Genomic DNA, 21,702 nt, shown 5'->3' with positions numbered 1-21,702 from the left:
ACGTGATCTAGCGGACCTCGGAGACGAGGACCGCGCTGGTGTCGCGGGTCAGCGCCTCGAAGACGTGAGGCGCGTCCCCGCGATACCGGAGGTAATCGCCCGGCGCGAGCTCGATGGGGGAGTCCGCGGGGCCTGCCGCAGCGCGACCCGTGACGAGCACGACGTGCTCGACGGTTCCCAGGGCGTGCGGCAGTGACCGACGCGGCTCGCCCGGCTCAGCACGCAGCAGGTAGAGGTCGCTACGGGATTGCGGTGAGCCGGCCGCGAGCAGCAGGGCGCTGTAGGGAGAGTCGGCCGCACGGATGCCGTCGCCGGAGCGTGCGCGGATGAGCCGGGGGCCGTCGTCGGGCTCTTCGACGAAGACCGCGAAGGGCACCCCAAGGGCGGTCGCGATCGCCCAGAGCGTCTCCACGCTCGGGTTTCCGGCGCCCGACTCGAGTTGCGAGATCGTGGCCTTTCCTACGCCGGCCTGCCGCGCCAGCTCGGAGATGCTGAACCCTTTGCGCTCCCGCTCACGGCGGAGCGACTGGGCGATGCGTGGACCGAGGGCCTCCATGCGTTCAGTATGGTGCACGACCGTTCGGTTTGACGAACACCAGATCCTGCGGACATCATGTGGGGATGGATGAGGACCGCGCGCCCGACGCCGGCCGTCGTGCGGTGCGGCAGGGCCTCGCGGTCGCTCTGGCGACGAGCGCATACGGCATCTCCTTCGGCGCCCTCTCGGTCGCGGCGGGTCTGGATGTGTGGCAGACGTGCGTCTTGAGCCTGCTCATGTTCACCGGCGGCTCGCAGTTCGCCTTCGTGGGCGTGATCGCTGCCGGTGGGATCGCCGCCGCACCCGCGGCGATCGCCTCCGCGGCGCTGCTCGGCGTGCGCAACGTCGCGTACGGCATGCGGCTGTCGCCGCAGTTCGACGCGCTCTGGCGCAAGATGGCCGCGGCCGGGTTCACGATCGACGAGTCGACGGCGGTCTCGCTCGCTCAGAAGGACACCCGCGCCCGGTCGCTCGGCTTCTGGGTCACGGGTGTCGGCATCTACATCGGCTGGAACATCTCCACTCTCGCGGGGGCGCTGCTGGGGGACGTGCTGGGCGACCCGCGCGCGTACGGACTGGATGCGGCGGCCGCCGCTGCCTTCCTCGCGCTGCTGTGGCCGCGACTGGCGGGCCGGCAGGCCATCGCTGTGGGAATCGCGGCAGCCGTGGTGGCGACCGTGCTCACGCCCGCGCTGATGCCGGGCGTTCCCGTGCTGATCGCGGCCCTCGTGGCAATCGTCGTCGGATGGGTCGATCGCCCTGTGGCGAAGGGGGCATCATGACGCTCTGGAACGCGGTCCTGCTGGCCGCCGTGATCTGCCTCGCCCTGAAAGCCGTGGGCTACGCCATCCCGACGCGCTTCGTCGAGGCTCCCCGGCCCGCGCGCATCGCCGATCTGCTCACCGTGGCGCTGCTCGGTGCGCTCGTCGCCGTGCAGACGTTGGGGGCGGGCCAGGCGATCGTCGTCGATGCGCGTCTGCCCGCGCTGCTGGTGGCCGCGGGGCTGCTCGCGCTGCGGGCGCCGTTCCTGGTCGTGGTGGTGATCGCGGCGGCCGTCGCGGCTCTGCTTCGTCTGGCGGGTTGGGCCGCCTGAGAAGACTCACACCCGCGGCGACTAGGATCCCGGGGTGGGCTCGCTTGCATCTCGGATCGCCGCCTGGGTGATCGCTCTGGTCGTGGGGATCGTCTACGGCGCCGCCGGATCCTTCGCTCACGCGGCATTCATCGGACCGGTGCCGATCGGGCTCCTCCTCGGCGTCATCGGTGCGGGCGCACTGCTGATCGCCGTGCGGCTGCTGACGGGGGACAGGTGGACGACCCTCGCTGCGGCGCTGGGCATGATGGTCATCACCTACGTGTTCGCCCAGCCCTCGACGGGCGGGTCCGTGTTGTTCACGGTCGAGCACGAGACGCTCGCGCTGATCTGGATGGGGGCGGTCCCGTTGATCGCCGCCATCGTCGTGGCATGGCCGCGTACGCCCCGACGAACAGCCGAGGCCAACTAGACTGATCCCGTGACGTATGTGATCGCCCTTCCGTGCGTCGATGTCAAGGATCGCGCCTGCATCGACGAATGCCCCGTCGACTGCATCTACGAGGGCGATCGCTCGCTCTACATCCACCCCGATGAGTGCGTGGACTGCGGAGCGTGCGAGCCGGCCTGCCCCGTCGAGGCGATCTACTACGAAGACGACCTCCCCGAAGAGTGGCAGGACTACTACAAGGCCAACGTCGAGTTCTTCGACGACATCGGCTCGCCCGGCGGCGCCGCAAAGGTCGGCGTGATCCACAAGGATCACCCGGTCATCGCCGAGCTGCCGCCGCAGGGCGAGTGATCGCCTAGATGAGCGTCGCCGATCTCGCCGACTACCCCTGGGACGCCGTCGCACCGTACGCCGAGACCGCGCGGCGGCATCCTGACGGCATCGTCGACCTGTCCATCGGCTCGCCGGTCGATCCCACGCCGGCGGTCGTCGGGGCCGCCCTCGCCGCCGCGACCGACGCGCATGCCTACCCGCAGACCGTGGGCACGCCCCCGCTGCGCGAGGCGATCGTCGACTGGTACGCCAGGCGCCGCGGTGTCGTGGGTCTGACGCCCCCTCACGTGCTGCCGACCGTCGGTTCGAAAGAGCTCGTCGCGCTGCTTCCGCTGCTGCTGGGGCTCGGCGCGGGCGACACCGTCGTGCATCCGGTGGCGGCGTATCCGACGTACGAGGTCGGTGCACGCCTGGTCGGTGCCACTCCGGTGGCCGAGGACGATCCCGCATCCTGGCCGGAGGGCACCAAGCTCGTCTGGATCAACTCTCCCGGCAACCCGGACGGACGCGTGTGGAGCGTCGCGGAGCTGCGCCGTGCGCGTGAGCGTGCCCGAGAGCTCGGCGCGGTCCTGGCGTCCGACGAGTGCTACGCCGAACTCGGGTGGGAAGAACCGTGGGCTGATGCCCCCGTGCCGTCGGTCCTGAATCCCGCCGTGGTCGCCGACGATCTGTCAGGCGTGCTGTCGGTCTACTCGCTGAGCAAGCAGTCCAACCTCGCCGGCTATCGTGCCGCCTTCCTCGCGGGCGATCCCGCGCTCGTCGCGCGGCTGCTGACGGCGCGCAAGCATCTCGGTCTCATGCTGCCGGCACCCGTGCAGGCCGCGATGGTGGCGGCGTTGGGCGACGATGCGCACGTCGCCGCCCAGAAGGAGCGCTACGGCGCCAGGCGCGCAGTGCTGAAGCCCGCCGTCGAGGCCGCCGGCTTCCGCGTGGACCGCAGCGAGGCCGGTCTCTATCTGTGGGCGACGCGCGGTGAGGACGCCTGGGACAGCATGGCCGCCCTGGCCGAGCTCGGCATTCTCGCGGGTCCCGGGCACTTCTACGGACCGCACCACCGCCAGCACATCCGGCTCTCCCTGACGGCGTCGGATGAGCGGATCGCCGCGGCTGCGGCACGTCTCACCGCCGCGAGCTCGTAGATCTTCTCCTACGAATCTCTCATTCCTTTGGCGTCAGTCACCGTAGGCCCCGGCCCCGGCTAGGCTGTAATCGCAGGGGCGCGCCGACACGTAGCGTGCCCGGGCAGGTCGCCACCGGCGACCGAGGATCCCCACCTTTCGCCGACGATCCATCGCAAGGAGGCGCCGTGACCGAAGCCGGCTCGCAGCAGAAGACCGCACGTCTGACCGTCGCAGAGCACACCGCGGAGCTGCCTGTGCTGACGGGCACGGATGGTGCGCCCAGCATCGATGTGTCGTCGCTGACGCGTCAGACCGGGCACACGACCCTCGACTACGGGTTCGTGAACACCGCGGCGACGAAGTCCGCGATCACCTTCATCGATGGCGACGAGGGCATCCTCCGCTATCGCGGATACCCGATCGAGCAGCTCGCGAAGAACTCGACCTATCTCGAGGTGGCCTGGCTGCTCATCTACGGCGAACTGCCCAGCGCCAGCGAGCTCGAGGACTTCGACAACCGCATCCGGCGTCACACGCTGCTGCACGAGGATCTGAAGCGCTTCTTCTCCGCGCTGCCGCACACCGCGCACCCGATGTCGGTGCTGTCGGCCGCCACCGCGGCACTCTCGACCTACTACGAGAACCAGTCGGACCCGCACAACCCCGAGTTCGTCGAGCTCAACACGATCCGGATGCTTGCGAAGCTGCCCGTGATCGCGGCCTATGCGCACAAGAAGAGCGTCGGTCAGGCGTTCTTGTACCCCGACAACTCGCTGAGCTTCGTCGACAACTTCCTGAAGCTCAACTTCGGTGTGCTCAGCGAGCAGTATGAGATCAGCCCCGTGATGTCTCGCGCCCTGGAGCGCCTGCTGATCCTGCACGAGGACCACGAGCAGAACGCCTCGACGTCGACCGTGCGGCTCGTGGGGTCCACCGGGGCGAACATCTTCTCCTCCGTCTCTGCCGGCATCAACGCCCTATCCGGTCCGCTCCACGGCGGCGCGAACGAGGCGGTGCTGGACATGCTGGGCCGCATCCGCGACTCCGGCGAGAGCGTGCAGCGCTTCGTCGAACGGGTCAAGAACAAGGAAGACGGCGTGAAGCTCATGGGCTTCGGCCACCGCGTCTACAAGAACTACGACCCGCGCGCGAAGCTCGTCAAGGAGTCCGCCGACGAGGTGCTCGCCGAGCTCGGCGTGAGCGATCCGCTGCTGGATCTCGCGAAGGAGCTGGAGGAGATCGCCCTGCGCGACGATTACTTCATCTCGCGCCGGCTGTACCCGAACGTCGACTTCTACACCGGTGTCATCTACAAGGCCATGGGCTTTCCGACGCGGATGTTCACCGTGTTGTTCGCGATCGGGCGCCTTCCGGGATGGCTCGCGCACTGGCGCGAGATGAACCAGGACCCGCAGACCAAGATCGGCCGCCCTCAGCAGCTGTACGTGGGCGCTCCCGAGCGCAACTACCCGGGCGTGGGCTGACGATGCCGCGACTTCTCGTGCGGCCTCCGTCGTCGCGGCTGGCCGAGGGGGAGCTCACCCATCTGGAGCGCGTGCCGGTGGACCCGACGCTCGCGAGAGAGCAGTGGGAGGCGTACGTCGACGTGTTCCGCGCCCACGGGTGGGAGATCCTGCCGGTCGCCGAGGCTGACGAACAGGCGGACGGGGTGTTCGTCGAGGACGCCGTGGTGGTCTTCGGCGATCTGGCCGTCCTCTGCCGTGCCGGAGCCGACTCGCGCCGAGGAGAGCGCCCGACGATCGAAGCCGCCACCGTGCGGACAGGACTCGAGACCGCGGAGATCGTCGCCCCTGCCACACTCGACGGCGGCGACGTGCTCAAGATCGGCCGCACCGTCTACGTCGGTCTGTCGGCGCGAACGAACGAGGATGCCGTGGCGCAGCTGCGTGCGATGCTCGAACCGCGTGGCTGGACGGTGCACGGCGTTCCCGTGACACGGGTGCTGCACCTGAAGTCCGCGGTCACCGCGCTTCCGGACGGCACCGTCATCGGTTATCCGCCGCTCGTCGACGACCCTGCAGCCTTCCCCGCATTCCTGCCGGTCCCCGAGGAGCACGGCACCGCGGTCGTCGTGCTCGACGAGAACACCGTGCTCATGTCAGCGGACGCCCCCGCATCCGCCGCGCTCTTCCGGGAGAGAGGTCTGGAGGTCATCACGACCCCCGTGACCGAGTTCGAGAAGCTCGAGGGCTGCGTCACCTGTCTGTCGGTGCGGCTGCGCGACTGACCGCGTCAGCGCTCGAGCGTAGCGGCGTAGTCGGGAACCATCGCGTCTGCGCTGCGCGGCGGCCGCTCGTATCCGCGTGAGGCGGGGCGTTCGGGGATCTCCACCGTCTCGTGGGGGACCGGCTGCCACGGGATGCGCTCGAGCAGGTGGTGGATCATGTTGATCCGGCCCCGCCGTTTGTCCTCGTTGTCGACCTCGTACCAGGGCGCCTCGGGGATGTCGGTGTGCACGAGCATCGCATCCTTGGCCCGTGAGTAGTCCTCCCACTTGGTGATGGACAGCACATCGTTCGGGCTCAGCTTCCAGCGCCTCATCGGATCGCTCGCCCGGGAGCGGAAGCGCGCCTCCTGCTCCACGTCGGACACGCTGAACCAGTACTTCAGAAGCAGAATGCCGTCCTCGACCAGCATCCGCTCGAACAGCGGCGCCTGGCGCAGGAACCGCTGGTACTCCGCATCGGTGCAGTAACCCATGACGCGCTCGACGCCCGCCCGGTTGTACCAGGAGCGGTCCATCAGCACGATCTCGCCCGCCGCGGGCAGATGCGGGACGTATCGCTGGAAGTACCACTGCGACTTCTCGCGATCCGTGGGCGTCGGCAGCGCCACGATGCGGCTGACGCGGGGATTCAGATACTCCGACACCCGCTTGATCGTCGAGCCCTTGCCCGCAGCGTCGCGGCCTTCGAAGATCACCACGACGCGCGCGCCGGTCGCCTGCACCCACGCCTGCATGTCGACGAGCTGGGCCTGCAGACGCGCGAGCTCGCGCTCGTAGAGCTTCTTCGGAAGCCGCGCCGCGCTCATGCGTGCAGCGCCTCGTTGAGGGTGACGCCCACGCCCACGCGTCGCACGGCCTCGATCGCTCCCGTCACCGAGTTCCTTCGGAACAGGATGCCGTCGCGGCCGGACAGTTCCGCGCCCTTCACGACCGGCCGCGCTCCGTCGGCGCCGGGCTGCTCGTCGGCGAGCACGATCTTGGATCCCGCGGTGACGTACAGGCCGGCCTCCACCACGCAGTCGTCGCCGAGCGAGATGCCGATGCCGGCGTTCGCGCCGAGCAGCGTGCGCGAGCCGATCGAGACGCGGTGCGTGCCGCCGCCCGAGAGGGTGCCCATGATCGATGCGCCGCCGCCGATGTCGCTGCCGTCGCCGACCACGACGCCCTGGGAGATACGCCCCTCGACCATCGAGGCGCCCAAGGTCCCCGCGTTGAAGTTGACGAATCCTTCGTGCATCACCGTTGTGCCGGGGGAGAGGTAGGCGCCCAGGCGCACGCGGGACGCGTCGGCGATGCGCACCCCGGGCGGCGTGACGTAGTCGAGCAGCCGCGGGAACTTGTCGAGGCTGTGCACCTGGATGCCGGCGCGGGTGAGCGCAGGACGCAGCCGCTCGGCGTCGGCGGGGTGCATCGGCCCCGCGGTCGTCCACGCGACGATCGGCAGGTGACCGAAGATGCCGTCGAGATTGATCTCGTTCGGTGCCACGACGCGGTGGGAGAGCGCGTGCAGGCGCAGATACGCGTCAACCGTCGAGGCGGGCGCCGCATCCGCATCGATCGTCAGCTCGACGGGAGCGACGGTGACCTGGCGACGGGTATCTGCGCCGGCGAACTGCGCGAACTCGGACGCCGCGCCGTGCTGCGGCTCGGCCGCAACCGTCGGGAACCACGCGTCGAGAATCGTGCCGTCCTCGCTCGTCGTCGACAGACCCGTGCCCCACACCGTGCGCTTCATGCTCATTCCCTCAGGTTATCGGCCCGGGGCGTCTCGTTAGACTGGCCCCATGCCCGTGCTGGATCTGTCCGCGTCCGCCGTCGAGCTCACGCAGGCGATCTGCGACATCCCGAGCGTCTCGGGCGATGAGGCGACGCTGGCCGACGCCATCGCCGCCGCCCTCGCGCCCTTTTCGCACCTCGAGGTCTTCCGCGACGGCGACGCGATCGTCGCCCGCACCCGCCTCGGCAGGCCGCAGCGCGTCGTGATCGCCGGCCACATCGACACGGTCCCCATCAATGACAACCTCCCCACCCGCCTGATCGATGACGCGGGGGAGCCGACCCTCTGGGGGCGCGGCACGGTCGACATGAAGGCGGGCGTCGCCGTACAGCTGAAGCTTGCCGCAGAGCTCACCGACCCTCGCGTCGACATCACCTGGATGTGGTACGACCACGAAGAGGTGGAAGCCTCCCTCAACGGACTCGGCCGCGTGGCGCGTCTTCGCCCCGACCTCTTCGAGGCGGACTTCGCGATTCTCGGCGAACCCTCCAACGGCCAGGTCGAGGGCGGCTGCAACGGCACGCTGCGGGTCGTGGCGCGCACGCACGGGGTCCGGGCGCACAGTGCCCGAGCGTGGGTGGGGGAGAACGCCATCCACGCGGCGGCTCCCATCCTCACGCGTCTCGCGGCGTACGAGCCGCAGACGATCGACGTCGAGGGGCTCGCCTATCGCGAGGGGCTCAATGCGGTGCGCGTCACCGGCGGCGTGGCAGGAAACGTCATCCCCGATCTGTGCGAGGTCGAGATCAACTACCGCTTCGCACCGAGCAGATCGGTGGCCGAGGCCGAGGCACACGTGCGCGAAGTGCTGGCGGGCTTCGAGGTCGAGCTCACGGACTCGTCGGCCGGCGCCCGACCGGGCCTGGACGCACCGCTCGCGCAGGAGTTCGTGCGCGCGGTCGGCGCCGAGCCGCATCCGAAGTACGGCTGGACGGACGTCGCACGTTTCTCGGCGCTGGGAGTCCCCGCGGTGAACTACGGCCCCGGCGACCCGAGCCTGGCGCACCACGACCAGGAGCGCGTTCCGATCGCGCAGATCGAGGACGTCGAGCGCGGACTGCGCACGTGGCTGAGCAGCTGACGCGCATCGGCCGCTGGCCGGTCGCCGTCCGGATCGGACTCGTCTACGTCGCCGCTCGCCTGGTGACGCTCGGTTTCTTCGTGCTCGCCTCTTCGCTGTCGACCTCGGTCTCCCGGTTCGGGGTGGCCCCCGGAGTCGGCAAGCTGCTCATGGGCTGGGACGCGCAGTGGTACTGGGTCGTCGCCGCCAACGGGTACCCCTCGCCTCTACCGCTGACGGAAGCCGGACAGGTCGCCGAGAACGCCTGGGCCTTCCTGCCGCTGTATCCGTGGATGTCCCAGGGCGTCGGGATCCTCGTCGGCGGATGGCCGGTCGCCGGTCCTCTCGTCGCGCTCATCGCCGGCTACTTCGCAGCCCTCGCCTTCTACCGCCTCATGCGTCAGCGTCTCGATCGGTCGGCGTCGACGTGGGCTGTCGTCTTCTTCGTGGCGGGTCCGCTCGCCGCCGTGTTCCAGATCGCGTACGCGGAGTCGCTGTTCCTGCTCTGGCTCGTGCTGGCACTCGACGCCCTGCTCCGACGGCGCTACGGGTGGCTGTATCTCCTCATCCCGCTCATGGGGTTCACGAGGCCCGGCATCCTCGCCTTCGCGCTGACACTCGGTCTGGTGGGCATCTGGAGGTGGTCGCGCAGGCGCGTGGATCCGCTCCCCGCGCGGGAGATCGTGCACCTTGTCGCCCTCGCGGCCCTGGCTACGATCGTCGGCTTCTCCTGGCAGGTGATCGCGGCCGTTGCGACGGGGGACCCGGCGGCCTATCTCACAACCGAGCTCGCGTGGCGACGCAACTGGATCCCGGATGCCGCCGCGCACTTCTTCCCCTTCGACGGCTTCCTGGCAGGCACCGCCTTCTGGGCCCGTCTCTGGGGCTGGCCGCTCTGGCTGGGGTTCGCGGCGCTGGCGGTGCTGGTGGCGGTTGTGGCCGCCATCCTGTTGCTCGCCCCCGGCGTGCGACGGCTCGGGATGGAGATCCGTCTCTGGTCGGCGAGCTACCTGCTGTATCTGCTCGCCGTGTTCTTCCCGCAGTCGAGCACCTTCCGGCTGCTCGTTCCGCTGTCACCGCTCTGGGGCGCCGTCGCCGTCGGGCGGCATCCGGCCTGGCGCATCGGCGTGCTGATCGCGGGACTGGCCGGACAGTGGTGGTGGATCTACAACATGTACGCGCTGGGGAACACGCTCTGGCAGATCCCCTGAGGACAAGCGTCGGGCGCGCTCTCACGCACGATAAACTGGGAACTCACCATTGACGAAGAGGAGCCACGATGGCAGCCATGAAGCCGAGAACCGGAGACGGGCCGATGGAGGCTGTGAAGGAGGGGCGCCTGATCATCGTTCGTGTTCCGCTCGAGGGCGGCGGGCGTCTTGTGGTGTCGGTCAACGACGCCGAGGCCAAGGAATTGCACGACGTGCTCGCGGGGGTCGTCGGCGCCTGAGCTGTTCACTTCCTACTTCACTGCGGCCGGTCCTTCGGGATCGGCCGCAGTGGCGTGTCAGCGGCTCTCGTCGATGGTCGTGAGCTGCAGGAGACCTTCGCCGACGATCGACAGCGCACCGATGACCGCAGGGGAGGACTGCGTCTCCTGGATGAGCGAACGGTAGGCGGTCGTCACGGGGTCGCGTCGCACCGGGTCGGCGACGGCGCCGCCGGCGAGGATGCGGGGCACGAGCACGAGTCCGCCGGGACGCACCAGGCGCAGACCGTGCTCCACGTACTCGATCACGCCATCCGCATCTGCGTCGACGAGCACGATGTCGTACGAGGCTTCGTTCATGCGCGGCAGGACATCGGAGGCGCGACCGGTGATGAACCTGGCGCGCGCGGGTGCGATGCGTGCGTCGGAGAATGCGCGACGGGCGGCCTGCAGGTGCTCGGGCTCCTTGTCGATGGTCGTGAGGATGGCTCGCGGTGCGCCGTGCATGAGCCACAGCCCCGACACACCGGCCCCGGTCCCGATCTCGACGATGTTCAGGGCACGCGAGACCTGCGCGAGCAGCGCGAGCTGCGCCCCGATGGGCGCGCTCACCGGGTCGGCCCCGAGCTCGAGGGCGTGTGTGCGTGCGCGGGCGATCGCGTCGGGTTCGACGGTCGCCTCGCGTGCGAAGCGATCGCTCGCGTCGTGTCCGGCCATGGTGTTCCTCCTCGGCAAGCCTACGGTCGCCGATGGGCGGCGGCGGTCAGGCGCGGCGGTAATCTGAAGGCATGGTGTTCGGGCTCACGATCGAGAAGCTGCTGGTGATCGCCGTGATCGCCGCCTTTCTCATCGGACCCGAACGACTGCCCCGGTATGCCGAGGCCCTGGCGCGGTTCACGAACCGCTCACGCGAGTTCCTGCGCGGTGCGCGCAGCCGCGTGAAGGATGAGATGGGCCCCGAGTTCGATGAGGTGGATTGGCGCAAGCTCGATCCGCGCCAGTACGACCCGCGGCGCATCATCCGCGAGGCGCTGCTGGACGACCCGCCCACAGCGACCGTGCGCGCGGCCGGTGCAGCCGCTGCGGCGACGATGTCGACGACCCGTGCCGCGGAGAGCTTCGACCTGGAGTCGGGGGAGCAGCCCCCGTTCGACGACGAGGCGACCTGACGCCCCAGCGGTTCAGCGCGGGGTGACGGGCAGCGCTCTGCCGGAGAGCGACCTGCCGGTGAGCAGGATGCGCTCGGCGATCTGCTGGATAGCGAGCGAGGCGGGATCATCCGGGGCGCGGCGAACGACCGGCTCGCCCGCATCCCCTCCGCTGCGCAGCGCGCGGCTGAGCGGAACACGCGCGATCACGTCCACCGTCTCGGCGTCCGTGCTCAGCTCCCGCGCGATGCGATCACCGCCCCCGGACCCGAACAGATCGAAGCTCGTGCCGTCGGGCAGCGTCATGGCGGTCATGTTCTCGACGACCCCCAGGACGCTCTGGCCCGTCTGCCTGGCGACCAGCCCGCTGCGTGCCGCCACCTCCGAAGCCGCAGCCTGCGGGGTGGTGACCACGAGCACGTCGGCGTGCGGCAGGAGCTGCCCGATCGAGATGGCGATGTCGCCGGTGCCGGGCGGCATGTCGATGAGCAGTACGTCGAGGTCGCCGAAGTACACCTCGGTGAGGAACTGCTGCATCGTGCGGTGGAGCATGGGTCCGCGCCACGCGACGGCGCTGCGAGCGGCGCCTTCGGGCAGGAACATGCCGATCGAGACCACCTTCACGTCGTAGGCGACCGGAGGGACGATGAGATCGTCGATCCTGGTCGGTCGCACGCTCTCACCGTCGGCGTCGACGAGTCCCAGCAGTGCGGGGATCGAGAAGCCATGCACGTCCGCGTCCACGAGACCCACGCGCCTGCCGCGGTCGGCCAACGCCACGGCGAGGTTGGCGGTCAGCGTCGACTTTCCGACGCCGCCCTTGCCGCTCGTGACGGCGATCACCCGTGTCAGCGACTCGGGCGTGAAGGGGTTGCCGCGTCGGCGGCCTCCGCGCAGACGCGTCGTCAGCGCCTCGCGCTCCTCGGGGCTCATGACGCCCAGGACGACCTCGACCTTGGCATCGCCGACCACGCGTTCGGCGGCCTGGCGCACGTCGCGCTCGATGCGATCGGATGCGGGGCAGCCGACGATTGTGAGCGCGACGGCGACGCGCACGCCGCCGTCGGTGCTCTCGCTGACCTCGCGCACCATGTCGAGGTCGGCGAGGCTGCGTCTCAGCTCGGGATCGGTGACGGCCCCGACGGCCTCCCGCACCCGGGTGATGCGGTGGGACTCAGAGCTCACGGGCTTCGCGCTCCGCCTTCTCGCGGCGCTCGGCCCGTCGGCGCTTCTCCTCGCGCTCGGCCCGGACCTGCTCCGGCTCCTCGCCCGCCTCGTGCGCCTGCAGATCCTCCAGCAGCGCCCGCAGTTCGTCGCGGAGCACCTCGCGGGTGACCGACTCGCTCGAGACGTCCGTCAGCGCCATCCGCAGGGCGACGATCTCCCGGGCCAGGTACTCGGTGTCGGCGAGGTTGCGCTCCGCGCGCTGACGGTCCTGCTCGATCTGCACCCGGTCGCGGTCGTCCTGCCGGTTCTGTGCGAGCAGGATGAGCGGGGCGGCGTAGGAGGCCTGCAGCGAGAGCACGAGCGTGAGCGCCGTGAAGCCGTTGTCCGAGGAGTCGAAGCGCAGCTCCGGCGGCAGCATCGTGTTCCACGCGAGCCAGGCGGCGCAGAACGCACTCAGGCCCACCAGGAACCACGGCGTTCCCATGCCGCGGGCGATCACCTCGGTGAAGCGACCGAACCGGTCGCGTGAGGGCTGCGGGGACCGCGACAGCATCCCGCTCCGCCCGCGGGGCGCGTCCAGCGCGCCCTTTCGAGGCGACCGGGCCATCATTGCGGCCGCCCTTCCGAGTCACCGGTGCGCCAGTCCTCCGGAAGCAGATAGTCGAGCACATCGTCGACGCTGACGGCGCCGACGAGGCGCTGTGCGGAGTCGACGACCGGAACCGAGACGAGGTTGTAGGTCGCCAGAAGACGCGCGACGACGGCAGCAGAGGCGGTGGCGGGCACGGGCTCGAGCGAGTCATCCAGCAGCGCGCCGAGTCGCTCGTGCGGGGGATAGCGCAGCATCCGCTGGAAGTGCACGGTGCCGAGCAGACGACCGGTGGGCGTCTCGTAGGGAGGCAGTGTCACGAACACGGCGGCGGCGAGGGCCGGATGCGTCTCGTGGCGGCGGATGAGCGCGAGCGCTTCGGCGATCGTGTTGTCGGCCGACAGCACGATGGGCTCGGGCGTCATCAGCCCGCCCGCCGTATCGGGGCCGTACTGCAGAAGGGCGCGCACGTCCTCCGCCTCATCGGGTTCCATGAGCTCGAGCAGCTCCTCGCGCTGCTCGGCCGGCAGCTGGGCGAGAACGTCCGCGGCGTCGTCCGGCTCCATCGCGTCGAGGATGTCGGCCGCGCGCTCGTCGCCGAGGGCCTCGAGGATGTGCACCTGCTCCTCTTCCGGCATCTCTTCGAGGGCGTCGGCGAGGCGGTCGTCGGGAAGCTCTTCCGCGACCTCGAGGAGGCGGTCTTCGGGGAGATCCAGCAGGGTGTTGGCAAGGTCGGCGGCCTTGAGTTCCGCATAGCTGGCCACCAGCCGCTCGGCGGACTGCGCTTCGCCCCGGGTCTGGCCGTCGTTGACGTCGTGCCACGAGGCGAAGGTGGTGGCGCCCTTCGCGAACGGTGAGGGGCTCGTCTTGGGTTTGCGCAGGAAGAGCTGGGACACGTCCCATTCGCCGAGGCGGTTTCGCTCGATGGCGACATCCTCGATGACGGCCTGACCGGAGCCGTCACGCAGCGATACCTTGCGCCCGACGAGCTCCGCCAGAACACGCACCTCGCCACCGCGCTGCTGGAAGCGACGCACGTTGATGAGGCCGGTCGTGATGACCTGACCGGTGTCGATCGAGGTGACCCGTCCGATCGAGACGAACACGTGGCGTCGACCGGGGATCTCGATGACCAGGCCGATGACGCGGGGAGCGTCGTCGGGGCGGTAGATCACGACGACGTCGCGCACGCGTCCGAGGCGGTCGCCGGCGGGATCGAAGACCGCGCATCCGGCCAGACGCGCGACGAAAACCCGCTGTGTGCTCACCCGACCAGCCTAGCCCCGGGCTCGATGAGCACGCCGGGAGCGCTGCGGCACGGCGTGGGAAGATGGGGTGATGAGCAACCAGGGTGCACCGTTCTCGCAAGGCTCCGCCGAAACGGGCGAGACCGTCGCCTCGTTCACGCAGTACGAGGGGGCGCAGAAGGCCGTCTCCGCTCTCATCGCTGCCGAGGTCCCCGCGAAGGAGATCGCGATCGTAGGTGCGGGTCTGCGCTCCATCGAGCGCATCACCGGCCGGCTGGGCTACGCCACCGCCGCCAGATCGGGGGCGATCAACGGCCTTATGCTCGGCGTCCTCTTCTCATTCATCTTCGTGCTCGGCTCGCCGACGGTACAGATCCAGGCGTTCGTGGGCGTGCTGCTGGTCGGCATCGCGATCGGGATGCTGCTGAACATCCTGATGTTCTCGATCGTGCGTCGCCGGCGCGACTATGCGTCCGTCATGCAGGTCGTCGCGGACCACTACGAGGTCAAGGTCGCGCCCACGAGCGTCCATAAGGCCCGCACCGCACTGGGCACCGCGCCGACCGCGACGCGCCCGTCCTCGACGCCCCAGCGCCTCGACACGCCGCCGCGCTACGGCGAGCGGATCACGCCGGGTTCGCAGCCGCCCCAGGCGTCGCCCGTCGAGCGGCCCGCGACGGGGGAGCCGCAGGCGGGCCAGGACGACGAGCGCGCCTGAGCACGCCGCCTCCTGCCCGACCGGCCCGCGTCAACTCGACAGGCGGGCGATCCACGCCTCGATCTCGTCGGCGGTGCGGGGGATGCCTGCGGACAGGTTCACGGGGCCCTCGGCCGTCATGAGGATGTCGTCCTCGATGCGCACACCGATGCCGCGCAGCTCCTCGGGGACGGTGAGGTCGTCGGCCTGGAAGTAGAGGCCGGGCTCGATCGTGAAGACCATTCCCGGCGCAAGCTCGCCCTCGTAGTACATGTCGCGCCGAGCCTGCGCGCAGTCGTGCACGTCGAGGCCGAGGTGATGGCTCGTGCCGTGCACCATGTACCGCCGGTGCTGCCCGCCGCGGTCGGCGTCCAACGCCTCCTCGGCTGTGACGGGGATGAGGCCCCATTCCGCGACGCGGGCCGCGATGACCGACATGGCGGCCTCATGGATCTCGCGGAACTTCACGCCGGGGCGAGCGGCGGCGAACGCGACATCGGCCGCCTCTCGGACGGTCTCGTACACGCGGCGCTGCACCTCGGTGAAGCGTCCGTTGACCGGAAGCGTGCGGGTGATGTCGGCGGTGTACAGACTGTCGACCTCGACACCCGCGTCGATCAGGATGAGATCGCCCGGCAGGACGCGGCCGTCGTTGCGGGTCCAGTGCAGATAGCAGGCATGGGCACCGGAAGCGGCGATCGTGTCGTAGCCCTCCCAGTTGCCGTCGCTGCGGGCCCGCTGATGGAAGACGCCCTCCACCACGCGTTCGCCGCGGGGATGCGCGACGATGCGGGGGAGCTCTCGCACGATGTCGTCGAAGCCTGCGCCGGTGACGTCCACTGCGAGCTGCAGCTGGGCGATCTCGTGCTCGTCCTTGATGAGGCGCAGCTCCGAGACGATGCGGCTGAGCTCCGCATCCTCGTCGACGACACGGTCCGCCTCGCTCGGAGTGAACGCGTCGAGATGGGCTGTCGCGATCGCGAGGTCTGCCGCGACCTGCGCCAGCGACGGGCGCGGCCCGATCCAGAACTCACCGACACTGGCGTCGGCGTAGAACTCGCTCGTGGTGCGGTCGGCCCGCTCGCGGAAGTAGAGCATGACGTCGTGGCCCTCGTCGGCTCGGGGCTCGAAGACGAGAACCGAGCCGGGCTCGCTGTCCGCGCCCCATCCGGTCAGGTGGGCGAAGGCGGAGTGCGCACGGAACGGATAGTCGGTGTCGTTGCTGCGTTGCTTCAGCTCGCCGGCCGGGATCACGAGGCGTGAGCCCGGGAACAGCGCAGAGAGCGCGACGCGGCGTGCGGCGGCGTAGGCCGCTTCGATGCGCGGCGGAGCGATCGTTTCCGCGCGCTCGGCCCATCCGGTCGAGATCGTCGACAGGAAGCCCTGCGGGAAGGGCTGCTTGCGGTTCGAGACGACCGGCTCTTCAGAGGTCGCGGGTGAGGTGTCCGTGGATTCCGACATGCGTCCAGTCTCCCACCCTCGTCGCCCGGGCGCTCAGCCGGTGCGCTCGTACTGCACGACGAGCGGCCGGTGGTCGCTGCCGGCGTCGTCCATCCCGCTCAGCACGACAGAGCCCGTGGGCGTCCACTGCGGTGTGGCCAGCACGTGGTCGATCGGCGCGCCGGCGAGGGCCGGGAGATCGGTGGGCCAGGTGCCGACAGCACCGTTGCCGGTCTGCGACGCCGCATCCCGGCAGGCGCCGAGTGTTCCGCCATCGGTTCCCAGGCCCGACATGTGGTCCAGCGTCGCGTTGAAGTCGCCCGCCATGATGACGTCCCCGCCCGCGCACTGATCGGCGAGCCACTGCAGGTCGTGGCGCCAATGCTCCATCTGGTCCTCGCGAGGTGCCACGGCGTGAGCGGCCACGACCGTGGGGCCGTTGCCGTCGGTCGGCATCGCGACGGCGCTGGGCACGGTGCTGGTCCCCTCCTGCGAAGAGGCGATGACCGAGTAGGTGCCGAGCGAAGGGCTGATGAGCAGCGTGGTCGAATCCGCCGCCCATCCGTCGGTCCCGTACTCGGTGTGGTGCGCCCACATCGGACTGCCGAGATCACGCATCGCGACCGCGACCTCCGCACCGGTCTCGATCGTGGTCTCGGGCAGGCTCACGATGTCGGCACCCATGGCGATGGCCGTCTGCGCGATCGTCTGGGGTGAGGTGGCGTCGCCCGCCGTGTTCCACGTCATGACCCGGATGCTGTTCTCGGTCTTCGCGGGCAGTGCCGTGGTACCGGTGCCGCGCGAGACGATGATCGCCGCATTGGCGCCGACGGCGAGGAGGGCGACGAGGGCCATGGGAAGCGCGATACGGCGCACCGGGCGGGCCACCGACAGCAGCAGCGCGACGACGGCGAGAGCCGCGAACGCCACGGCGACCAGAGAGCGGAACGACACGATCTGGGCGAGCGGAAAGGTCCGCGAGAGGCGGAAGAACTCCGGCCAGGTGAGCACGGCCGCCGCGATCGCGCAGAGCAGGCTCAGCAGGATTCCCAGCAGACGTGACACCCTCCCGAGCCTAGGCAGTCGACCTGAGCGTCGGCCGCACGCAGGAGGGCGCTCTCGGCTGCGCGGTACGCTCAGGGGATGAGTGCAGACGGCCGCGTATCGACGCCCGCCGACCTGCATCTGCATTCCACGCGCTCGGACGGCACCGAGTCGCCCGCCGAGGTCATGCGCCAGACACATGCGGCTGGGCTGGCCACCGTCTCGCTCACCGACCACGACACGACCGCGGGCTGGGGCGAGGCGGCCGAGGAAGCCGTGCGACTGGGCATGACGTTCCTGCCGGGGATGGAGATGAGCGCGCGTCAGGGGTGGCGCAGCGTCCACGTCCTCGCGTACCTGTTCGACCCCACCGACAGTGCTCTGACGGCGGAGCTGGCCCGCATCCGCGACGACCGCATCGGTCGCGCGGAGCGCATCGTCGCCAGCCTCGCGCGTGACTACGACCTCACCTGGGCGGACGTGCTCGCTCAGACCGGCGCCGACGCGACCGTGGGGCGTCCCCACATCGCCGATGCTCTCGTCGCGCGCGGCATCGTCGCCGACCGCGGTGCTGCGTTCGACGGGGTGCTGCATCCGCGCGCGGGCTACTACGAGCCCCACTACGCGCCCGACCCGGTCACCGCCGTCGACCTCGTGGTCGCCGCCGGCGGCGTGCCGATCATCGCCCACCCCACGCCTCATGGCCGCGACCGGATGCTGCCGATGCCCGTGATCGACGAGCTCATCGCGCATGGACTAGGCGGTTTCGAGATCGAACACCGTGAGAACACGTCCGACGGCAAGGCGGTACTGCGCCGCGTCGCCACGCAGAACGGTCTCATCGTCACCGGTTCGAGCGACTATCACGGCGCGGGCAAGCCCAATCGCCCGGGTGAGAACACCACGTCGGGCGAGATGCTCGCACGGATCATCGCCCGTGCACGCGGCAGCGCGCCGATCCACCCCTGAGGGGGACCGGCGCGCTGCGAGGTGTCAGGCCGACGGAGCGGACGCGTCGGGGCGGGGACCGCGCCGACGCCGGCGGCGCCGTGCGGCCGCGGGCTTGCCGTCGTGGTGCTCGGCGCCGCCGCCGTCGTGCGTGCCGCCGCCGTCGGTGCGCGCGGCATCCGATCCGGATGCGGCGGGTGCTGCGGACGGGTCGGCGCCGGCGCCCGTGCGCCGACGCCGGCGCTTGCGGGGCGCCGCGTCTGCGGCAGGCGCGTCACCGGACACGGTCGTGACGGTCGCCGTGGCGGGAGCCTTGCGCAGGCGTCCCTTCGTGCCCTCGGGAATGTCCAGGTCGGCGAACAGGTGCGGGCTCGACGAGTAGGTCTCGACGGGGTCGGGCTGGCCGAACTCGAGTGCGCGATTGATGAGGGCCCACTTGTGCAGGTCCTCCCAGTCGACGAAGGTCACCGCGATGCCGGTGCGTCCCGCGCGGCCGGTGCGGCCGGCGCGGTGCAGGTAGGTCTTCTCGTCGTCCGGAATGGTGTGATTGATGACGTGGGTGACGTCGTCGACGTCGATGCCTCGCGCCGCCACATCCGTCGCGATCAGGACGTCCTTCTTGCCCGCCTTGAACGCCGCCATGGACCGTTCGCGCGACTCCTGGCTCATATCGCCGTGCACAGCGCCGGCGTTGAAGCCGCGGTCGTTGAGCTCGTCGACCAGTCGCTGCGCCGCGCGCTTGGTGCGCGTGAACACGACGGTCTTGCCGCGACCTTCGGCCTGCAGGATGCGGGCGATGATCTCGTCCTTGTCCAGGCTGTGGGCGCGGTAGACCAGATGACGGATGTTGGCCTGCGTCAGCCCCTCATCCGGGTCGTTGGCACGGATGTGGATGGGGTTCGACATGAAGCGTCGCGCGAGTGCGACGATCGGCCCCGGCATCGTCGCCGAGAACAGCTGCGTGTGCCGCACCGCGGGAACCTTCGAGAAGATCTTGTCGATGTCGGGAAGGAAGCCGAGATCGAGCATCTTGTCGGCCTCGTCCAGGACGACCTCTGTCGCGTGGGAGAGGTCGAGCAGGCGCTGGTTCGCGAGGTCGATGAGACGGCCCGGCGTGCCGACGACGATCTGGGCGCCGGCCTTGAGCTGGTCGATCTGGCCCTCGTAGGCCTTGCCGCCGTAGATGGCGACGACGCTGGTGCTGCGACCGGAGGTCAGCAGGTCCATGTCTTCGTAGACCTGCACAGCGAGCTCGCGGGTGGGAACCACGATGAGCGCCTTCACGCCCGGATCCGGCGAGGCGCCGAGACGCTGCACCACCGGGATGCCGAAGCCGAAGGTCTTGCCGGTACCGGTCTTGGCCTGGCCGATGATGTCCTGCCCGGGCAGGGAGAGCGGAATGGTCTGCTCTTGGATGGGGAACGCGTCGGCGATGCCGCGAGCGGCGAGAACGTCGACGATGTCCTGGTCGACGCCGAGCTCGGCGAAGGTCGTCACAATATGCACCTGTCTGGTTGTGGGCGCGGGAAGCGCCGCCGGATGTCCGCGCCCTTGTCAGCCCCAGGCGCGCAGGTCCCGATCCGATGCCGGGACTCCACCAGGATACCGGAGCACGCCCTCCGCTCCGCCGGGCGCTCCGACGCGCGGGCGGGGAACCTTCTAGGCTGGTCGTGTGTGGGAATGGTTCCGACGTCGTTCGAGGCCCGCGGGCCGCACGCTGCGCCTGCGCTCACGCGGGGAGTACGACGGCATCACGCGCGTCGACTTCGCCGAGCTCGCGCCCGACATCGACACCTTCCTCGGCCAAGCCGCCTATCTGCAGCTCGGCTTCTTCGAGACGCTCACCGAACTCATCGCGTTGACACCCGAACTCGCCCGCAAGGAGGCGATCTCTCGCGCTGCGGGCGCCGCACTGCGCAAGCACGAGCAGCTGGTCGCGGTCATCCGCGATCGCGATGAGGACCCGACCGCGCTCATGCTGCCCTTCCGCGAGCCGCTCGACGCCTTCCGCGCCGAGGTGCACGGCGTGCGGTGGCCCGAGACGATGCTCTCGGTGCACCTGACCGCGGGCATGCTCGACGACTTCTACCTCGCGCTCTCGGCGAGCTACGGCGAAACGGGACTCAGGGTGGCCCGGGCGTTGGAGGCGGACGATGCACGCGGTGCCCTGGTCGACATCCTCCTCGAGACCCTGGGCGAGAGCGAGGAGTGGCCGTCGCTGCTGGCACTGTGGGGACGCCGTCTTGTCGGAGACACCCTGCTGATCGCACGCGCGGCGCTGAAGGGCACGGAGAACACGACGGCGATGCAGGAGACCGTGGAGCCGGTGTTCACCGAACTGATGGCCGCGCACGCGCGCCGGATGGAGTCGCTCGGCCTGTCGTCCTGACCCGGCGGGTGCGGGCGCCTCAGTCGGCGACGGCGGCGACAGCCTCGATCTCGACCAGCTGATCGTCGTAGCCCAGCACGGTCACCCCCATCAGGGTGCTCGGCACGTCGTGATCACCGAACGCGTCGCGCACGACCTCCCACGCTGCGACGAGGTCCCGCTGCGCGGTGGAGGCGACCAGCACGCGGGTGCTGATGACGTCCGCCAGCTCGGCGCCGGCCGCCACGAGAGCCTCGGCGAGGGTCTCGATGCAGCGCGCCGCCTGGCCGGCGTAATCGCCCACGGCGACAGTGGAGCCGTCGGCGGCCAGCGGGCAGGCTCCTGCCAGGAAGATGAAGCGTGTGCCGGCGGGCGCGGTCGCGGCGTAGGCGTATTCGGCCACCCCGCTGAGCCGCTCCGCGCGGATGAGGCGGACGGCGGAAGCACTCATGGGCTCAGCCGATGTGCAGGCGCTGACGCTCGCGAGCGTCGTGCGCCGAGCGGATGCGGCCGAGCACGACGAGCAGGGGCACGACGACGACCGGTGCCGCGACCAGCGTTGCGAGCCACAACCATGGCTCGGCCGTGCTGGCACCGGCCCATGTCAGCGCGAGCCACACGACCCCACCGATCAACGCGCCCACCATGGGCGCGAGCGCGACGCCGCGCAGCTCACGACCACCGAGGGCGAAATGAGCCGCGGTGCCCACGGCGGCGCCGTAGATCAGCGCGAGCAGGATCTCCATCGCTCAGGCGACGAAGCCGACCCGACGGGCCTCTTCGGTGCCGAGCTCGACGTAGGCCAGGCTGGCGGCGGGGACGATGTAGGAGTTGCCCTTGGTGTCGGCGAACGACACGAACGGAGCGCCCGAGCCGAGTGCGTCGGCGAGCGACTTCTTCACGTCGTCGGCGGCCTGGTCGGTCTCGAAGTTGAGCTCGCGGCCGGTGTTCGCGATGCCGATGCGGATCTCCACGGATGTCGCCTCTCTCGTCTGTCTTCGGGGACGTTCCGACTCTACGGCACCGCAGAATGCCGCCGCCCGGCGGCGGGGGTGACGGCGCAC

At 70.0% G+C, this 21,702-nt stretch carries 27 protein-coding genes; 14 read left to right on the top strand and 13 right to left on the bottom strand.

Annotated features, from left to right (window positions below; translation table 11 throughout):
* Positions 1-7 precede the first annotated feature (7 nt).
* Positions 8-556, bottom strand: coding sequence for a helix-turn-helix domain-containing protein (locus tag PQV94_RS09845; RefSeq protein ID WP_274285672.1), 549 nt, complete (start codon positions 554-556; stop codon positions 8-10).
* Between the two features lie 65 nt (positions 557-621).
* On the opposite strand from PQV94_RS09845, the gene PQV94_RS09840 reads away from it, so the two are divergent.
* From PQV94_RS09840 to ddaH, 7 genes are all read left to right on the top strand, one after another.
* Positions 622-1,320 (top strand): AzlC family ABC transporter permease, encoded by a 699-nt coding sequence (locus PQV94_RS09840; protein ID WP_274285671.1) that lies wholly within the window; start codon positions 622-624, stop codon positions 1,318-1,320.
* Complete coding sequence (locus tag PQV94_RS09835; RefSeq protein ID WP_274285670.1) at positions 1,317-1,631, top strand: AzlD domain-containing protein; 315 nt, start codon at positions 1,317-1,319, stop codon at positions 1,629-1,631. Before PQV94_RS09840 ends, PQV94_RS09835 begins: the two co-directional genes overlap by 4 nt.
* A gap of 34 nt (positions 1,632-1,665) precedes the next feature.
* Positions 1,666-2,043: a DUF6113 family protein gene (locus tag PQV94_RS09830; RefSeq protein ID WP_274285669.1), complete on the top strand. Its 378-nt coding sequence runs from the start codon at positions 1,666-1,668 to the stop codon at positions 2,041-2,043.
* Between the two features lie 9 nt (positions 2,044-2,052).
* Complete coding sequence (gene fdxA / locus PQV94_RS09825) at positions 2,053-2,373, top strand: ferredoxin (protein WP_137417408.1); 321 nt, start codon at positions 2,053-2,055, stop codon at positions 2,371-2,373.
* An 8-nt stretch (positions 2,374-2,381) separates the two neighbouring features.
* Positions 2,382-3,494 (top strand): succinyldiaminopimelate transaminase, encoded by a 1,113-nt coding sequence (dapC, locus tag PQV94_RS09820; RefSeq protein WP_274285668.1) that lies wholly within the window; start codon positions 2,382-2,384, stop codon positions 3,492-3,494.
* A 167-nt stretch (positions 3,495-3,661) separates the two neighbouring features.
* Positions 3,662-4,960, top strand: a complete 1,299-nt coding sequence (locus tag PQV94_RS09815; protein ID WP_274285667.1) for a citrate synthase — start codon at positions 3,662-3,664, stop codon at positions 4,958-4,960.
* Positions 4,961-4,962: 2 nt separating this feature from the next.
* A complete protein-coding gene (gene ddaH / locus PQV94_RS09810; protein WP_274285666.1) occupies positions 4,963-5,724 on the top strand; it encodes a dimethylargininase in 762 nt (253 codons plus the stop codon).
* A 5-nt stretch (positions 5,725-5,729) separates the two neighbouring features.
* Here ddaH and ppk2 read toward each other — a convergent pair whose 3' ends face one another.
* Complete coding sequence (gene ppk2 / locus PQV94_RS09805; protein ID WP_274285665.1) at positions 5,730-6,530, bottom strand: polyphosphate kinase 2; 801 nt, start codon at positions 6,528-6,530, stop codon at positions 5,730-5,732.
* Entirely contained in the window at positions 6,527-7,465 is a 939-nt protein-coding gene (gene dapD / locus PQV94_RS09800) for a 2,3,4,5-tetrahydropyridine-2,6-dicarboxylate N-succinyltransferase (RefSeq protein ID WP_274285664.1), read from the bottom strand. The genes ppk2 and dapD overlap by 4 nt, the downstream gene beginning before the upstream one ends.
* A gap of 43 nt (positions 7,466-7,508) precedes the next feature.
* On the opposite strand from dapD, the gene dapE reads away from it, so the two are divergent.
* The 3 genes from dapE (at position 7,509) to PQV94_RS09785 (ending at position 10,011) form a co-directional block, all read left to right on the top strand.
* Positions 7,509-8,582, top strand: a complete 1,074-nt coding sequence (dapE, locus tag PQV94_RS09795; protein ID WP_274285663.1) for a succinyl-diaminopimelate desuccinylase — start codon at positions 7,509-7,511, stop codon at positions 8,580-8,582.
* Positions 8,567-9,772, top strand: coding sequence for a hypothetical protein (locus PQV94_RS09790; protein ID WP_274285662.1), 1,206 nt, complete (start codon positions 8,567-8,569; stop codon positions 9,770-9,772). Before dapE ends, PQV94_RS09790 begins: the two co-directional genes overlap by 16 nt.
* Positions 9,773-9,840: 68 nt before the next feature.
* Positions 9,841-10,011 (top strand): DUF3117 domain-containing protein, encoded by a 171-nt coding sequence (locus tag PQV94_RS09785; protein ID WP_137417400.1) that lies wholly within the window; start codon positions 9,841-9,843, stop codon positions 10,009-10,011.
* Positions 10,012-10,068: 57 nt separating this feature from the next.
* On the opposite strand, the gene PQV94_RS09780 is transcribed toward PQV94_RS09785, so the two are convergent.
* Positions 10,069-10,707, bottom strand: a complete 639-nt coding sequence (locus PQV94_RS09780) for an O-methyltransferase (RefSeq protein ID WP_274285661.1) — start codon at positions 10,705-10,707, stop codon at positions 10,069-10,071.
* A 71-nt stretch (positions 10,708-10,778) separates the two neighbouring features.
* On the opposite strand from PQV94_RS09780, the gene PQV94_RS09775 reads away from it, so the two are divergent.
* A complete protein-coding gene (locus PQV94_RS09775) occupies positions 10,779-11,159 on the top strand; it encodes a Sec-independent protein translocase TatB (protein ID WP_274285660.1) in 381 nt (126 codons plus the stop codon).
* 12 nt (positions 11,160-11,171) lie between these two features.
* Here PQV94_RS09775 and PQV94_RS09770 read toward each other — a convergent pair whose 3' ends face one another.
* The 3 genes from PQV94_RS09770 to PQV94_RS09760 are packed head-to-tail and all read right to left on the bottom strand — an operon-like array spanning position 11,172 to position 14,162.
* Entirely contained in the window at positions 11,172-12,323 is a 1,152-nt protein-coding gene (locus PQV94_RS09770) for an Mrp/NBP35 family ATP-binding protein (protein WP_274285659.1), read from the bottom strand.
* Positions 12,313-12,912, bottom strand: coding sequence for a DUF1003 domain-containing protein (locus PQV94_RS09765; RefSeq protein WP_274288259.1), 600 nt, complete (start codon positions 12,910-12,912; stop codon positions 12,313-12,315). Before PQV94_RS09765 ends, PQV94_RS09770 begins: the two co-directional genes overlap by 11 nt.
* Entirely contained in the window at positions 12,912-14,162 is a 1,251-nt protein-coding gene (locus PQV94_RS09760; RefSeq protein WP_137417397.1) for a magnesium transporter MgtE N-terminal domain-containing protein, read from the bottom strand. Before PQV94_RS09760 ends, PQV94_RS09765 begins: the two co-directional genes overlap by 1 nt.
* Positions 14,163-14,232: 70 nt before the next feature.
* Between PQV94_RS09760 and PQV94_RS09755 the strand changes: the two genes are divergently transcribed.
* Positions 14,233-14,859, top strand: coding sequence for a general stress protein (locus PQV94_RS09755; protein ID WP_274285658.1), 627 nt, complete (start codon positions 14,233-14,235; stop codon positions 14,857-14,859).
* 30 nt (positions 14,860-14,889) lie between these two features.
* Here PQV94_RS09755 and PQV94_RS09750 read toward each other — a convergent pair whose 3' ends face one another.
* On the bottom strand, positions 14,890-16,299 hold the full coding sequence (locus PQV94_RS09750; protein ID WP_274285657.1) for an aminopeptidase P family protein: 1,410 nt from the start codon (positions 16,297-16,299) through the stop codon (positions 14,890-14,892).
* Positions 16,300-16,332: 33 nt separating this feature from the next.
* A complete protein-coding gene (locus PQV94_RS09745; protein WP_274285656.1) occupies positions 16,333-17,343 on the bottom strand; it encodes an endonuclease/exonuclease/phosphatase family protein in 1,011 nt (336 codons plus the stop codon).
* 78 nt (positions 17,344-17,421) lie between these two features.
* Here PQV94_RS09745 and PQV94_RS09740 point away from each other — a divergent pair, with 78 nt between their 5' ends.
* Positions 17,422-18,291, top strand: a complete 870-nt coding sequence (locus PQV94_RS09740; RefSeq protein WP_274285655.1) for a PHP domain-containing protein — start codon at positions 17,422-17,424, stop codon at positions 18,289-18,291.
* A 24-nt stretch (positions 18,292-18,315) separates the two neighbouring features.
* On the opposite strand, the gene PQV94_RS09735 is transcribed toward PQV94_RS09740, so the two are convergent.
* A complete protein-coding gene (locus PQV94_RS09735; RefSeq protein ID WP_274285654.1) occupies positions 18,316-19,767 on the bottom strand; it encodes a DEAD/DEAH box helicase in 1,452 nt (483 codons plus the stop codon).
* Positions 19,768-19,942: 175 nt separating this feature from the next.
* On the opposite strand from PQV94_RS09735, the gene PQV94_RS09730 reads away from it, so the two are divergent.
* Entirely contained in the window at positions 19,943-20,659 is a 717-nt protein-coding gene (locus PQV94_RS09730) for a ferritin-like fold-containing protein (RefSeq protein ID WP_274285653.1), read from the top strand.
* A gap of 19 nt (positions 20,660-20,678) precedes the next feature.
* Here the strand turns inward: PQV94_RS09730 and PQV94_RS09725 are convergent, their stop codons facing one another.
* From PQV94_RS09725 to PQV94_RS09715, 3 genes are read right to left on the bottom strand one after another with little or no spacing between them, the layout of a single operon-like run.
* Positions 20,679-21,089 carry a RidA family protein gene (locus PQV94_RS09725; RefSeq protein ID WP_274285652.1) on the bottom strand — a complete coding sequence of 137 codons (411 nt, stop codon included), beginning with the start codon at positions 21,087-21,089 and terminating at the stop codon, positions 20,679-20,681.
* 4 nt (positions 21,090-21,093) lie between these two features.
* A complete protein-coding gene (locus PQV94_RS09720) occupies positions 21,094-21,384 on the bottom strand; it encodes a hypothetical protein (protein WP_274285651.1) in 291 nt (96 codons plus the stop codon).
* A gap of 3 nt (positions 21,385-21,387) precedes the next feature.
* On the bottom strand, positions 21,388-21,612 hold the full coding sequence (locus tag PQV94_RS09715; protein WP_137417388.1) for a DUF3107 domain-containing protein: 225 nt from the start codon (positions 21,610-21,612) through the stop codon (positions 21,388-21,390).
* Between the last annotated feature and the right edge of the window lie 90 nt (positions 21,613-21,702).

The sequence above is a fragment of the Microbacterium sp. Clip185 genome (assembly GCF_028743715.1).
Classification (GTDB): domain Bacteria; phylum Actinomycetota; class Actinomycetes; order Actinomycetales; family Microbacteriaceae; genus Microbacterium.
Note: the sequence above shows the minus strand (reverse complement) of the source record. Positions and strands in the feature narration are given on the sequence as shown.

Bases quoted from the DNA above. Each gene is read 5' to 3' on its own strand.
- ddaH (WP_274285666.1), top strand. From the start codon at position 4,963: ATGCCGCGACTTCTCGTGCGGCCTCCGTCGTCGCGGCTGGCCGAGGGG.
- PQV94_RS09720 (WP_274285651.1), bottom strand. From the start codon at position 21,384: ATGGAGATCCTGCTCGCGCTGATCTACGGCGCCGCCGTGGGCACCGCG.
- dapC (WP_274285668.1), top strand. From the start codon at position 2,382: ATGAGCGTCGCCGATCTCGCCGACTACCCCTGGGACGCCGTCGCACCG.
- PQV94_RS09725 (WP_274285652.1), bottom strand. From the start codon at position 21,089: ATGAGTGCTTCCGCCGTCCGCCTCATCCGCGCGGAGCGGCTCAGCGGG.
- PQV94_RS09750 (WP_274285657.1), bottom strand. From the start codon at position 16,299: ATGTCGGAATCCACGGACACCTCACCCGCGACCTCTGAAGAGCCGGTC.
- PQV94_RS09835 (WP_274285670.1), top strand. From the start codon at position 1,317: ATGACGCTCTGGAACGCGGTCCTGCTGGCCGCCGTGATCTGCCTCGCC.
- ppk2 (WP_274285665.1), bottom strand. From the start codon at position 6,530: ATGAGCGCGGCGCGGCTTCCGAAGAAGCTCTACGAGCGCGAGCTCGCG.
- PQV94_RS09780 (WP_274285661.1), bottom strand. From the start codon at position 10,707: ATGGCCGGACACGACGCGAGCGATCGCTTCGCACGCGAGGCGACCGTC.
- PQV94_RS09765 (WP_274288259.1), bottom strand. From the start codon at position 12,912: ATGGCCCGGTCGCCTCGAAAGGGCGCGCTGGACGCGCCCCGCGGGCGG.
- dapE (WP_274285663.1), top strand. From the start codon at position 7,509: ATGCCCGTGCTGGATCTGTCCGCGTCCGCCGTCGAGCTCACGCAGGCG.
- PQV94_RS09845 (WP_274285672.1), bottom strand. From the start codon at position 556: ATGGAGGCCCTCGGTCCACGCATCGCCCAGTCGCTCCGCCGTGAGCGG.
- PQV94_RS09740 (WP_274285655.1), top strand. From the start codon at position 17,422: ATGAGTGCAGACGGCCGCGTATCGACGCCCGCCGACCTGCATCTGCAT.
- PQV94_RS09775 (WP_274285660.1), top strand. From the start codon at position 10,779: ATGGTGTTCGGGCTCACGATCGAGAAGCTGCTGGTGATCGCCGTGATC.
- dapD (WP_274285664.1), bottom strand. From the start codon at position 7,465: ATGAGCATGAAGCGCACGGTGTGGGGCACGGGTCTGTCGACGACGAGC.
- PQV94_RS09785 (WP_137417400.1), top strand. From the start codon at position 9,841: ATGGCAGCCATGAAGCCGAGAACCGGAGACGGGCCGATGGAGGCTGTG.
- PQV94_RS09840 (WP_274285671.1), top strand. From the start codon at position 622: ATGGATGAGGACCGCGCGCCCGACGCCGGCCGTCGTGCGGTGCGGCAG.
- PQV94_RS09755 (WP_274285658.1), top strand. From the start codon at position 14,233: ATGAGCAACCAGGGTGCACCGTTCTCGCAAGGCTCCGCCGAAACGGGC.